Annotated in this window: 12 protein-coding genes; 4 read left to right on the top strand and 8 right to left on the bottom strand. The window is 69.4% G+C overall.

What is annotated here, in order from left to right:
• Window positions 1-57 precede the first annotated feature (57 nt).
• Genes KHC27_RS03555 through KHC27_RS03520 form a run of 8 tightly spaced genes read right to left on the bottom strand, consistent with a single transcriptional unit; the run spans window position 58 to window position 7556 of the window.
• A complete protein-coding gene (locus tag KHC27_RS03555; protein ID WP_213335106.1) occupies window positions 58-1569 on the bottom strand; it encodes an aldehyde dehydrogenase family protein in 1512 nt (503 codons plus the stop codon).
• A gap of 57 nt (window positions 1570-1626) precedes the next feature.
• Window positions 1627-1974, bottom strand: coding sequence for a cupin domain-containing protein (locus tag KHC27_RS03550; RefSeq protein ID WP_213335103.1), 348 nt, complete (start codon window positions 1972-1974; stop codon window positions 1627-1629).
• A 48-nt stretch (window positions 1975-2022) separates the two neighbouring features.
• Window positions 2023-2385 carry a cupin domain-containing protein gene (locus KHC27_RS03545; protein ID WP_425514855.1) on the bottom strand — a complete coding sequence of 121 codons (363 nt, stop codon included), beginning with the start codon at window positions 2383-2385 and terminating at the stop codon, window positions 2023-2025.
• Entirely contained in the window at window positions 2382-3668 is a 1287-nt protein-coding gene (locus KHC27_RS03540; protein ID WP_213335100.1) for a nucleotide disphospho-sugar-binding domain-containing protein, read from the bottom strand. The genes KHC27_RS03545 and KHC27_RS03540 overlap by 4 nt, the downstream gene beginning before the upstream one ends.
• A 44-nt stretch (window positions 3669-3712) precedes the next feature.
• On the bottom strand, window positions 3713-4798 hold the full coding sequence (locus KHC27_RS03535; RefSeq protein ID WP_213335098.1) for an ABC transporter ATP-binding protein: 1086 nt from the start codon (window positions 4796-4798) through the stop codon (window positions 3713-3715).
• Window positions 4795-5583, bottom strand: coding sequence for an ABC transporter permease (locus tag KHC27_RS03530; RefSeq protein ID WP_213335096.1), 789 nt, complete (start codon window positions 5581-5583; stop codon window positions 4795-4797). The genes KHC27_RS03535 and KHC27_RS03530 overlap by 4 nt, the downstream gene beginning before the upstream one ends.
• Entirely contained in the window at window positions 5580-6440 is an 861-nt protein-coding gene (locus KHC27_RS03525) for an ABC transporter permease (RefSeq protein ID WP_213335094.1), read from the bottom strand. The genes KHC27_RS03530 and KHC27_RS03525 overlap by 4 nt, the downstream gene beginning before the upstream one ends.
• A 57-nt stretch (window positions 6441-6497) precedes the next feature.
• Window positions 6498-7556 (bottom strand): polyamine ABC transporter substrate-binding protein, encoded by a 1059-nt coding sequence (locus tag KHC27_RS03520; protein WP_213335092.1) that lies wholly within the window; start codon window positions 7554-7556, stop codon window positions 6498-6500.
• 190 nt (window positions 7557-7746) lie between these two features.
• On the opposite strand from KHC27_RS03520, the gene KHC27_RS03515 reads away from it, so the two are divergent.
• From KHC27_RS03515 to KHC27_RS03500, 4 genes are read left to right on the top strand one after another with little or no spacing between them, the layout of a single operon-like run.
• Window positions 7747-8679 carry a GntR family transcriptional regulator gene (locus tag KHC27_RS03515; protein WP_343210822.1) on the top strand — a complete coding sequence of 311 codons (933 nt, stop codon included), beginning with the start codon at window positions 7747-7749 and terminating at the stop codon, window positions 8677-8679.
• Window positions 8676-9989, top strand: a complete 1314-nt coding sequence (locus KHC27_RS03510) for a glycosyltransferase (RefSeq protein ID WP_213335088.1) — start codon at window positions 8676-8678, stop codon at window positions 9987-9989. The genes KHC27_RS03515 and KHC27_RS03510 overlap by 4 nt, the downstream gene beginning before the upstream one ends.
• Window positions 9990-10005: 16 nt before the next feature.
• Window positions 10006-11481 (top strand): aldehyde dehydrogenase family protein, encoded by a 1476-nt coding sequence (locus tag KHC27_RS03505; protein ID WP_213335086.1) that lies wholly within the window; start codon window positions 10006-10008, stop codon window positions 11479-11481.
• A 38-nt stretch (window positions 11482-11519) separates the two neighbouring features.
• On the top strand, window positions 11520-12788 hold the full coding sequence (locus KHC27_RS03500) for a serine hydroxymethyltransferase (protein WP_213335084.1): 1269 nt from the start codon (window positions 11520-11522) through the stop codon (window positions 12786-12788).
• The last annotated feature ends 51 nt before the right edge of the window (window positions 12789-12839 follow it).

The raw sequence follows: 12839 nt of genomic DNA, 5'->3' as shown, positions 1-12839 counted from the left end.
TCAGTCGCGCCGGGAAGGGGCGGGTCTTCGGTTCAGGCGTGGCGGGCCCGCGCGGGCCTAGACGTGCTTGCGCCCGCCGGCGTCATGGAACCAGTCGTCGGGGTATGGGTACCACCAGCCCTGCACCGCCGGCTTGTGGTCGATGACCACCATCTTGGCGCGGCGGAAGGTGTCGAGGCCGAGGCGGGAGAGTTCGCGCCCCATGCCGGAGCGCTTCCAGCCGCCGAAGGGCAGGGCGTCGTTGTCGATCAGCGGGTTGTTCACCCACACCATGCCGGCTTCGAGCCGCTCCGCCGCCTCCATCGCCTCTTCGAGCGAGGTGGTGAAGACCGAGGCGCCGAGGCCGAAGGCGCTGTCATTGGCGCGGGCGACCGCCTCGTCGAAATCGGCGACGCGGGTGAGGGCGGCGACCGGGCCGAAGCATTCCTCCTGCAGGATGGCCATGTCCGGGGTGCAACCGGTGAGGATGGTCGGCTCATAGAACCAGCCGACCGGCTGGTCGGGCGGGATGCGGCCGCCGGCGACGATCCGGGCGCCCTTCGCCGTCGCGTCCTCCACGAGGCGGATGACCTTGGCGCGCGCCGCCTCGCTGACCAGCGGGCCGATCTCGTGGCGGCCAAGGCCGTTTCCGATCCGCAGCCGCGCGGTCTGCGCGGCGAAGCGCTCCACGAAGGCGTCGTGCACCGCGTCCACCACGAAGAGCCGTTCCGCCGAGGTGCAGACCTGCCCCGACATGTGGAAGGCGGCGGTCACCGCGCCGGCCGCCGCGACGTCGAGCGGGGCATGGGCGGTGACGATCAGCGGGTCGCTGCCGCCGCCCTCGATCACCGCCGGCTTCATGCGGGCACCGGCCGCTGCCGCCACCGCGCTGGCGGCGGCGGTGGAGCCGGTGAAGGCGACCGCGTGGGTGAGCGGCGATTCGATCAGCGCCTGTGCCAGTTCCGCCCCGCCCGGCAGGCACGCGACCAGCCCTTCCGGCAGGTCGGCGAACATCTCCATGAAGGCGAGGGTGGTGAGCGTCGTCGCCGGGGCCGGTTTCAGGATGCAGCCATTGCCCGCCGCCAGCGACGCCGCCACCGTCCAGCACATCAGCAGGATGGGGAAGTTGAAGGGCATGATGTGCACGCTCAGGCCCAGCGGCTCATAGCGGGCATACTGGAACGAGCCGGCCTGGGTGGTGCCGGCCACCTTGCCGGCCTCGTCGCGGGCCATCTCGGCGAAATAGCGGAAGACCGGCGCGCAGTTGGCCACCTCGCCGATGGATTCCGGGTAGGGCTTGCCCATCTCCCGCGTCATCAGCTCGGCGAGCGGGCGCATGTCGGCCTGCTCGATCCGCGCCGCGATCTTGTGCAGCGCCGCGGCCCGGCTTCTGGCGTCGAGCCGGCCCCAGCCGCGCTGGGCCTGCCGCGCCGCCTCCAGCACCCATTCCATCTCGTCCGGCCGCGTCGCCGCGATGGTGCCGACTATGGCGAGGGTGGCGGGATCGATCACCGGGGAGGTCCCGCCCGCCGCGGGGAGATAGCGTCCGCGGGCGAAGAACACCGGCCGGGCGGGGTCGAAGCGGATCATGGAGGGCACCTGTGCTGGAGAGCCCGCCGGCGCGCCGGCGGGAAGACGCGCCGCGACTCAGCGGATCATGTAGACCTTCTTCACCGTCTCATGGACGGTGCAGACACCCTTCCAGTCCTTCGGGAAGAAGGCGGCGGTGTCAGGCACGATCTCGATCACCTCGCCGCTCTCGTGCACATAGGTGCTGCGGCCCTCCAGGAAGTGGCAGAACTCGTCGCGGGTGACGTGGCACTCCCATTTGCCGGGGGTGCAGACCCACAGGCCGCATTCGGACTGGCCGTCCGGCCCCTTGTGGATGAGCACGCCGGAGGTGCGGCTCTCGCCCTCGATCATGGTGGGGATCGCGCCCCAGTCGACGAGATCGGTGAGGGCGAGCGGGTTGCGGATGAGCGGGGTGGCGGTCATGGCGGTGCCTTCAGGACGGGGGAGGAGGTGACGCGGGCGGAACGCCGCTCACGCCAGCATGTAGATGTTGCGCATCGTCTCGATCACGGTGCATTCGCCGGTCCAGCCGGCGGGGAACATCACCGCCGTGCCGGGTCCGACCTCGATGGTCTCGCCGGTGTCCGAGCGATAGACCGCCCGGCCGGCGACGAAGTGGCAGAACTCGTCGCGGGGGATGGCAAGCCGCCAGCGACCGGGCGTGCACACCCAGATGCCGGTCTCAGGCTGGTTGCCGGGGCCCTTGAACAGCAGGCGGCCGGAGGAGCGGGAGGGCCCCTCCGCGCAGTCGGGCTGCTCGCCCCAGTCGACGAGGTCGTTATAGGCGGTGGCGCCGTGGATGTGTGGCGCGGAGGAGGCCAGATGCGCGCTCACGCCCGCGCCTCCAGCAGCCCGTCGAGGATGCCGGCGGCCTTCTTCTGCCCGTTGCGCGCCTGCATGTGGGCGCTGGTCGCGGCGAGCTTCGCCTTCATCGCGGGATCGGTGATGCAGGCCTCCAGCCGGGCGGCGAGATCGGCATCGGTCCAGTCGTAGCGCGGCATCCTGAAGCCGTGGCCGGTCTCCTCCACCCGGGTGGCGTTGTCGTGGCCATCCCAGACATAGGGCATGATGATCGCCGGCTTGCCGAAGAACAGGCATTCCGTGAAGGAGTTGTTGCCGCCGTGGTGGATCACCGCGTCCACCTGCGGGATGACCGAGGGCTGCGGGAACCAGCTGTCGATCACCACGTTCGGCGGCACGTCGGCGTACTGGTCCTTGTAGTCGCCGACATTCACCAGCGCCCGGTAGGGCAGGGTGCCGATGGTGGCGATGAGCCGCTTCAGCAGCTCGGTGTCGCCGGCGCCGAGGCTGCCGAAGGAGACGTAGAGCAGCGGCTTGTCGGCGTTCGCGGCGAAGGCGGGAACCTCATAGGGCTTCTCGCGGCGCACGCAGCCTTCCAGATACTGGAACCGCGCGGGGTCGAGCGGGTGGGCGCGGTCGAACTTCACCGGCTCGGGGTAGAGCAGCAGGTTCATGAAGGGCGAGGCCTCGAAGAACTGGCCGAGGGGGTAGGGCTCCAGCCCGTTCTCGGCCAGGAAGGCGTTGTAGTCGTCGTGGATCGGCTGGATCGCGGCGTTGAAGCGGTCGCGGAAGGCGGCGTGGCCGGCGGTGTCGTCCTGCCGGCAGCCGGACAGGTGGGGCGGAATCGCCTCGTCCTCGATCTCGTTCTCCGAGCAGGAGATGATGCGCACCCAGGGCACGCCATGCTGCTTGATGGCCGGGAACAGGATGACGTTGTCGACGCAGATGAGGTCCGGCTTCACCCGGGCAAGCACGTCGGGCAGGTCCTTCTGCGCCCATTTCGCGCTGTCGACGATGGCGGTCCAGCAGTCCTTCACATAGTTGTCGATCTGGTCGATCGGCGCCTTGCGGAAGTTGGGGATGTGGCCGTTGATGAAGTCCTCCCAGAACTTCGCCATCTGCTCCGGCGGCATCGGGGCGGAGAGGTTCACCGGGTGGGCCTCGAAGCCGTAGCCCTCATAGACGCCGACGAAGCCGGGATCGGACAGGAAGACGGCCTTGTGGCCGAGCGCCTCCACCGCCTGCGCGATGCCGACGGAGTTGAGCGCGGGCCCATAGGCCGCTTCCGGGAAGAAGGCGATGGTCTTCTGCGTCATGGTCGGGGCTTCCTCCGGCTCGGTCGGTTCGGTTGTCCGTGGGTTCACGGGGCGGGGTCGGGAAAGAACAGGCAATGCGCGGGCTCGATCCGCAGCGAGACCGCATCGCCGGCACGCCACTCCGCCGCGTGCCGGGCGGCGACCCGCACCCGCAGCAGCGGGGCGGCCTCGGTGCGGACATGCAGCACCCGGTCGAGGCCGTGATAGGCGACGTCCAGCACCGTGCCCGGCATACCCGCTGCCGGGCCGGCCAGCACCTCCACCGCCTCCGGCCGCACCGCGAGGGCGCCCGTGCCGGCGGGGCGGGCGAGGGGCACGTCGAGGCCCGGGGCGCGGAACACGCCGCCAGGGTCCACCGCGCCCTCGATGAAGTTCATCACCCCGATGAAGTCGGCGACGAAGCGGTCCACCGGGGTCTCGTAGACCTCTTGCGGCGTGCCGCACTGCAGAAGCCGTCCGTCGCGCAGGATCGCCATGCGGTCGGCCATGACAAGCGCTTCCTCCTGGTCGTGGGTGACCATGACGAAGGTGATGCCCACCTCGTGCTGCAGCCTCTTCAGCTCCAGCTGCATCTGCTCGCGCAGCTTCTTGTCGAGCGCGCCGAGCGGCTCGTCGAGCAGCAGAACCTTGGGCCGCTTGATGAGCGCGCGGGCCAGCGCGACGCGCTGCTTCTGGCCGCCGGAGAGCTGGTCCGGCCGGCGGTCGGCCAGCGCGGAGAGGCCGGTGGTGGCGAGCAGCTCGTCGACCCGCCGCGTGATCTCGGCGCGGGGGCGGCGTTCCATCTCCAGCCCATAGGCGAGGTTCGCCCGCACGCTCATGTGCGGGAACAGGGCGTAGGACTGGAACATGAGGTTAAGCGGTCGCCTTTCCGGCGGCAGCGGCGAGATGTCCTGCCCGTCGAGCAGGATGCGCCCGCCGGTCGGCGTCTCGAAGCCGGCCAGCATCCGCAGCAGGGTGGTCTTGCCGCAGCCGGATGGGCCGAGCAGCGCGAAGAACTCGTTCGGCCTGATGTCGAGCGAGACGCGATCCACCGCCGTGACCGCGCCGAACGCCTTCGACACCGTCTCGATGCGCAGCACCGCCGGGTGGGTTGGCGGAGCGGCCGCGGCCGCGCGTTCACGCGCATTCATGGCGCCTGCTCCTTGTTGAGCCATTGCGAGATCATCAGCACTGTCGCGCTCAGGCCCATGACGAGGGTGGCGAGGGCGTTCACCTCCGGCGTGATGCCGAACCGGATCATCGAATAGATCTGCATGGGCAGGGTGATGGAGGAGCGTCCCGCCCCGGCGGTGAAGAAGGCGATGATGAACTCGTCGATCGACAGGGTGAAGGCCAGCAGCGCCCCGGCGATGATGGCGGGAGCCAGCGCCGGCAGCAGGATGCGGCGGAAGGTGGTGACGTAGCCGGCGCCGAGATCGCGGGAGGCTTCCACGATCGAGAAATCGAAATGCTTCAGCCGCGCCCGCACCACCGCATTGACGAAGGCGAGGTCGAAGATCACGTGGCTGACGACGATGGTGGGCAGGCCGAGCGTGATGTCGAGGCTGGAGAAGAAGGTGAGCAGCGCCACCGCCAGCACGATGTCGGGAATTACCATGGGCGCGAAGGCCAGCGCCTCGATGGCGGTGCCCTTGCGCCGCCGGGTTTCCAGCCCGATGGCCAGCAGCGTGCCGAGCACGGTTGAGATCGCGGTGGCCGCCAGCCCGACGACGAGCGTGTTCCAGGCCGCGTGCAGGATGTTCGCGTTGCCGGCCAGCGCGCCGTACCATTTCAGCGAGAAGCCGGTCCAGGCGGTCGGCAGGCCGCTGGCGTTGAAGGAGAGCAGCACGAGCACGGCGATGGGCACGTACAGGAAGGCGAAGATCGCCGCCAGCACGAGGCCACCGAGGCGGGAAGGCGCGCGCACGCTGCTCATGCCGGCCTCGCCGTGTCGCCCCCGGCGCGGGCGGCGAGCCGTGCCTGCACCAGCAGCAACGCGGTCATGATGGCGATGAGCACCATGCCGAGCGCGGCGCCGAACGGCCAGTCGTTGGCGGCGAGGAACTGGTCGTAGACGAGGTTGCCGATCATCTGGAAGCGCCCGCCACCGAGCAGGGCGGGGGTGACGAAATTGCCGATGGAGAGCACGAACACGAACACCCCGCCCGCGGCGACTCCCGGCAGGCTCAGCGGCAGCGTCACCCGCCAGAAGGTGCGCAGGGCGCCGCCGCCGAGGTCGTGCGAGGCCTCGATCAGCTCGGGGTTGAGGCGCGAAAGCGCGGAATAGATCGCGAGGATGACGAAGGGCAGGTAGTTGTAGACGAGGCCGAGGATCACCGCCGGCTCGGAATAGAGCATCGAGAGCGGCTCGCCGCGATAGCCGAGCGCCTTCAGCAGGTTGTTGACCAGCCCCTCGCGGTTCAGCAGCACGATCCAGGCATAGGTGCGGATGAGGTAGTTGCTCCAGAACGGCAGCACCGCGAAGAACAGCAGCACCGGCTGCCACCGCCTCGGCGCGCGGGCGATGGCATAGGCGGCGGGATAGGCCAGCAGCACCGCGAACAGCGTCGCCAGCGCCGCGATGCGGGCCGAGGTGAGGAACACCCGGGCGTAGAGCGGATCGAAGGCGCGGGCGATGTTTTCCAGCGTCAGCGTGTATTCCACGCCGCCCCAGGTGCCGCGCTCCAGAAAGGCATAGCTCAGCACCAGCAGGCAGGGGGCCAGCATGAAGATCACCAGCCACGCCACCGCCGGCGTGACCAGCAGGCCCGATTTCATGTCCGGCGGCGACATCGCGGCGGCTCCGTGGGTCGGCAGGGGCGTCGCCGCGCCGGGCGCGGCGGCATCGGCTCAGTTGGCGGCCTTGATCTCGCTGACGGCGCGCGAATACAGCTTCTGCGCCGGGCCGAGGTCCCGCAGCAGCTCGTTCTTCAGCAGTTCGTCCGGGGTCATCGCCAGGTTCGGGTATTTTTCGAACAGCGCCTTGTCGAGGCTTTCCATCGCCGGCTTGTTCGGCACCTTGTAGAGGATGTTCTCCGCCACCCAGGCGTGGTTCTTGGCGTCGAGGATGTAGTTCAGGAACTTCATCGCCGCGTCCTTGTGCTCGGAGCTCTTGAGCACGACGATGGTGTCGACGAAGACGTCGGACCCTTCCTTGGGCACCACGAACTTGATCGCGGCATTCTCGGTGATGCCGTAGTTGCACCAGCCGTCCCAGGCGTGCACCAGCACCGCCTCGCCGGAGACCAGCTTCGAATAGAAGGTGGTGTCGTCATAGGCGAGCAGGGTCTTCTTGGCGGCGATGAGGGTGTCGGTCGCCGTCTTGATCTGGGCGGGGTCGGTGGCGTTCACCGAATAGCCGTTGGCGAGCAGGCCGGCGGCCATCAGCCAGCGGTCGGTCGCGAGCATGGTGGTCTTGCCCTTCACCGCGTCGGAAGGCTTCAGCAGGTCCCACCAGCTCGTCGGCGCGGGCGAGATGAGGTCGGAGCGGTAGCACAGGCCGGTCGTGCCCCAGCTGTAGGGCACGGAGAAGCTGTTGCCGGGGTCATAGGCCAGCGCCGCCGCCTGGGGGTAGAGGTTGGCGAGGTTCGGGATCGCGGCCTTGTCGAGCGGGGCGAGCAGCTTCTGGTTGTTCAGCACCTCGGCGAAGGGCGAGGACACGAAGACGACGTCATAGCCCTTGCCGCCGCTGGCCATGAGCTTGCCCATGATCTCCTCGTTGGTGGCGTGGTTCACCACCTCGATCTCCAGCCCCGTCGCCGCCTTGAATTTCTCGGCGATGTCCTTGGGCATGTAGCCGTCCCAGTTCGAGATCACGAGATCGGCGGCGGAGGCGGTGCCGATCCCGAGAACGAGGCCGAACAACGCTGCGGCCCCGCGGGAGACCGCCTTCCCTACATGCGCATTCACGGGAGACTCCTTGGCTGCTGTGCTGGAGCGGAGCCGGCTTCATGGCCCGGCGATGGTGGGAGTATTATTTGAGGAAAAAAAACGTCAAGCCTCTTTCGTCGACATGCGCGCCGATTGTGCAGGGCGGGGCATTCGCGCTTGCAGGAACACCGCGCAAATGCACAATGACATCCCCGAGAGGACGCGCATCGTGACCGGCACGGAACCCAGGCGGCTCAATCATCGCCATGTCTCATTGGCGCGACGGATACTGGACGTCGCGGCCGAGCGCGGCATGTCGCCGGGGGAGCGGCTCGCCGAACAGGCGCTGGCGTCGTTGTGCAACGTCTCCCGCACCCCGGTTCGCAAGGCTTTGCAGATACTTGCCGAGCAGGGGCTGGCCACCCCCGATTCCGAGGGCGGCTATGTGCTGGCGACCGATCCGGTGGCGGGCGGGCGGCTCGACGCCGGCATCGCCACCGACCGCGAGAGCGAGATTCACGACGCCGTGCTGCGCGACCTCGCCGCCGGCCGCATCGCCGAGACCCAGACCGTCGCCTCGCTGCAGCGCCGTTATGATGTGCCCCGGCAGACGGTACAAAATGTCCTTTTAGAGCTGGCAGAGGAAAATCTGGCGGAGCGCGCCCCGGGTCAGCAATGGCTGCTGAAGCAGTTCGCCGTCGGGCCCGACGCCACCGCCCGCAGCTATGAGTTCCGGCTGGCGATGGAGCCGCTGGCGCTTTCCCTGCCGGATTTCCGCAGGGATTTCACCGCCATGGCGGCGCTGCGGCAGTCCATGCTGCTGCTGCGGGCGATGCCCGAGGCCGGCTTCGACCGCGGTCTTTTCGACCGCATCGATCTCGACTTCCACCTGCTGGTCGCCCGCGGCTGCGGCAACCCCTTCATCGCCGAGGCGCTGGCCGGCCATCACCGCCGCCGTCGCAAGGTGGCGGGCAGCTCCCATGTCGGCACGTTCCGGCTGATGCAGTCGAACCAGGAGCATCTCCAGATCCTCGAGCATATCGAGCGCGGGCAGATGGAGCTGGCCGCCGATCTCATGTCGGTGCATCTGCGGCTGTCGAGCGCGCAGCGTCCGCGCCTTGCCGGCCGGGGCGTGCCGAGCCTGTTCCGGGCGGTTTCGTGACCGGCGGCGCCCGCTCCCCCCTCGTCGCGCTGTTCCCCGAGGCCAGCTACGGCGCCGCGCTGAACTGCGTCGGCATCGCCCAGGAGCTGCGACGCGCCGGAGCGGAGCCGGTGTTCATCTGCCATCCCGGCTTCGGCGGCATCTTCGCGGAATATGGCTTCACCGAATACCAGCTCGCCGACGGTCGGCCCGAGGCCGCGACCGACTGGAACGACTTCATCGAGCGCCACAAGGACGCCTTCGCCCAGTCCGCGCTCGACCAGATCGACTCCTACGTCGCGCCCACCTGGGAGGCGATCGTCGACACCGCCATCCGCGCGGAGGAGCCGCTGCGCCAGCTCATCGCCCGGCTGAAGCCGGATGTCATCGTGCTGGACAACGTCGTCATGTTCCCCGCCGTCGCCACGGCGGGCGTGCCGTGGGTGCGGGTGGTCTCCTGCGCCGAGACGGAGGTTCCGGACCCGCGCATCCCGCCTTACCTCTCCGGCGCGCCCTCGGGCGATCCGGCGGCGTGGGAGGCGTTCGCCGCGCGTTACGACCGGGCGGTGGCGCCGGCCCACCGGCGCCTCTCGGCCTTTCTGGCCGATTGCGGGCTGCGCCCGGGGCCCGGCTTCCTGGAGCCCTCGCCCCATCTCAACCTTCTGCTGGCGCCGACGATCATCCGCCACGAGCGGGCGAGGAAGCTCGACCCCCGGCGCTTCGTCTTTCTCGAGGGCTGCGTGCGGCGCGAGGCGCCCTACACCGTGCCGCGCTTCGCCAGCCACAACGACGCCCCGCTGGCGCTCACCAGCTTCGGCTCGCTCGGCGCCATGGATGTCGGCATGATCCGGCGGATGATCGGCGTCTTCGCCGGCATTCCCGCACGCTTCCTGGTGAATGCCGGGCACTGGCGCGAGGAGTACAGCCAGGTTCCCGACAATGTGCTGGTTGACAGCTGGTTTCCCCAGCCTTCCGTGGTGGCGCAGGCCGATCTCTTCATCCACCACGGCGGCAATAACAGCTTCTGCGAAGCGCTTTATTTCGGCGTGCCCTCGCTGGTGATGCCCTATTGCTGGGACGGCCACGACAACGCGACCCGCGCGCAGGAGGCCGGCGTCGGCCGGCGGCTCGACCGCTACCGCTGGCGCGAGGAGGAACTCGCCGACGCCATTGGCGGGCTGCTCGGCGACCGCGCCATGCGCGCCCGGCTGAGCGCGAACGCCGCCATCATGCAGGCCGCCGGCGGGGCCGCCCGTGCCGCGGCGGAGATACTGAAGCTCGTCGTTCCCCGCGCCGCGACGCGCCGCCCGAAGCCCGAACGAACCGCCTGATTCCGCGAGGCCTCCCATGCAGACCCAGCTCTTCATCGACGGACACTGGACCGCCCCCGCCGCCGGCGGCACCTTTCCCGTGGTCGATCCCGCCACCGAGCGGGTGATCCATCAGGCACCCGCCGGCACCGCCGCCGACATCGACCGCGCCGTCGCGGCCGCCCGTCGCGCCTTCGACGAGGGGCCGTGGCCGCGGCTGAGCGGGACCGAGCGTGCCGGCTATCTCCGCGCGATCGCCGCCGCCGTCACCGCGCGCCGGGAGGAACTGGCGCGGCTGGAGGTGCTGGACAATGGCAAGCCGCTGCCGGAGGCGCTGTGGGACATCGACGATGTCGCCGGCTGCTTCGGCTTCTATGCCGGCCTCGCCGAAAAGCTCGACACCGACCCCGACGAGGTGGTGGCGCTGGCCGATGCGCGCTTCTCCTCCAGCGTGGTGCTGGAGCCGATGGGGGTGGTCGGCGCCATCGTGCCGTGGAACTACCCGCTGCTGATGGCGACGTGGAAGGTAGCGCCGGCGCTGGCGGCGGGCTGCACCCTTGTGCTGAAGCCGTCCGAACTGACGCCGCTCACCGCGCTGGAACTCGGCGCCATCGCCGAGGAGGTCGGGTTGCCGCCGGGCGTGCTCAACATCGTCACCGGCCTCGGCCCGGAGGCGGGCGCGCCGCTGACCAGCCATCCCGCGGTCGACAAGCTCGCCTTCACCGGCTCGGTGCCGACCGGCCGCAAGGTGATGGCCGCCGCCGCCGCCGACATCAAGAAGGTGAGCCTGGAACTCGGCGGCAAGTCGCCCTTCATCGTCTTCGCCGACAGCGATATCGAGAAGGCTGTGGAATGGATCATGTTCGGCATCTTCTGGAACCAGGGCCAGGTCTGTTCCGCCACCTCCCGGGTGCTGATCGAGGCTTCGGCCTATGATGCGGTGCTGGAGCGCCTCGCTGCCGAAGCCGCGCGCATCCGCATCGGCAGCGGGCTTGAGGAGGGAACGCTGCTCGGCCCCATCGTCTCCAGGGGCCAGTACGACAAGATTCTCGCCGCCATCGCCCGCGGCGTCGAGCAGGGCGCACGGATCGTGACCGGCGGTGGCCGGCCGGCCGACCGGAATGTCGGCTATTTCCTCCAGCCGACCGTTCTCGCCGACATGGACGAGACCAGCGAGGTCTGGCGCGAAGAAATCTTCGGCCCCGTGGTGTGCGTGAAGCCCTTCACCGACGAGGCGGACGCCGTCCGCATGGCCAATGACAGCCGCTTCGGGCTGGCCGGCGCGGTGATGTCGAAGGACCTCGTCCGCTGCGAGCGCGTCGCCCGCGCGCTCCGGGCCGGCATCGTGTGGATCAACTGCTCGCAGCCCACCTTCACCGAGGCGCCGTGGGGCGGCTACAAGCAGTCCGGCATCGGCCGGGAGCTCGGCCGCTGGGGGCTGTCGAACTATCTCGAGGTGAAGCAGATCACACGCTACGAGTCGGACGACCCCTGGGGGTGGTATATCCGGTGAGGTGACACTTCGCCCTGTCCGCCACCTCGTGAGGCCCGATGTCGACACTTCATCACGGCTACTTCACCGCCGGCCTCGACGCCGACCCCGAACTCGCCGCCGCCATCCGCGGCGAGGAGAGCCGGCAGGCCGACGGGATCGAGCTCATCGCGTCCGAGAACATCGTCTCCCGCCTCGTGCTGGAGGCGCAGGGCTCGGTGCTGACCAACAAGACGGTCGAAGGCCCTGCCTATGCCCGCTATTACGGTGGTGCGGAATTCGCCGACGCCATCGAGGCGCTGGCCATCGAGCGGGCGCGGCGCCTGTTCGGCGCCCGCTTCGCCAATGTGCAGCCCCATTCCGGCTCGAACGCCAATGCCGGCGTGTTCCTCGGCCTGCTGAAGCTGGGCGACACCGTGCTGTCGATGAACGTGGCCGCCGGCGGTCACATCAGCCATGGCCACCCCGCCACCCTCACCGGACGCGACTATTCCATTATCCGCTACGGCGTGAACCGGGAGACCGAGCGGCTCGACCTCGACGAGATCCGCGACCTCGCGCGGGAGCACGCGCCGCGAATGATCGTCGCCGGCGGCTCGGCCTATTTCCGGGCGATGGACTTCGCCGCGCTCCGGGCCATCGCCGACGAGGTGGGCGCCTATCTCATGGTCGACATGGCCCATTTCGCCGGGCTGGTGGCGACCGGCCTCTACCCCGATCCGGTGCCGCACGCCCATGTCGTCACCACCACCACCTACAAGTCGTTGCGCGGTGCCCGCGGCGGGCTGGTGCTGTGGAACGACCCGGCGCTGAGCGACCGCATCAATTACGGCATCTTTCCCGGGGTGCAGGGGTCGGTGATGCTGCACGCCGTCGCCGGCAAGGCGGCCTGCCTTGGCGAGGCGCTGCGGCCGGAATTTCGCGCCTATAACGAGGCCGTGCTCGCCAATGCCCGCGCGCTGGCGCAGGCGCTGGGCGCCCAGAATGTGCGGATCGTCTCCGGCGGCACCGACATGGGGTTGATGCTGGTGGACCTCACCCCGCGCGGCCTCACCGGTGAGATCGTCGCCAAGGCGCTGGAGCATGCCGGCCTTGCCGTGAACAAGAACCAGATTCCGTTCGATCCCCGCCCGCCGGAAGCGCCTTCGGGGCTGCGGCTCTCCAGCAATGCCGGCACCACGCGCGGCTTCGGCACGGCCGAGTTCGCCACCATCGCCGGCTGGATCGAGCGGGTGATGCAGGCGCCGCAGGACGCGGCGACCCTCGCCGAGGTCAAGGATGAGGTCGTGGCGCTGTGCCGCGCCTTCCCGATCTATCCCGAGAGGTGAGGGCATCCCGCGCCGGCGGGCCGCCAAGGCCTCGCCGCGCCGATCCCGCCG

This window comes from Ancylobacter lacus (assembly GCF_018390635.1).
Classification (GTDB): Bacteria; Pseudomonadota; Alphaproteobacteria; order Rhizobiales; family Xanthobacteraceae; genus Ancylobacter; species Ancylobacter lacus.
The sequence above is the reverse complement of the archived record's forward strand: the minus strand, read 5'-3'. Positions and strand labels throughout refer to the sequence as shown.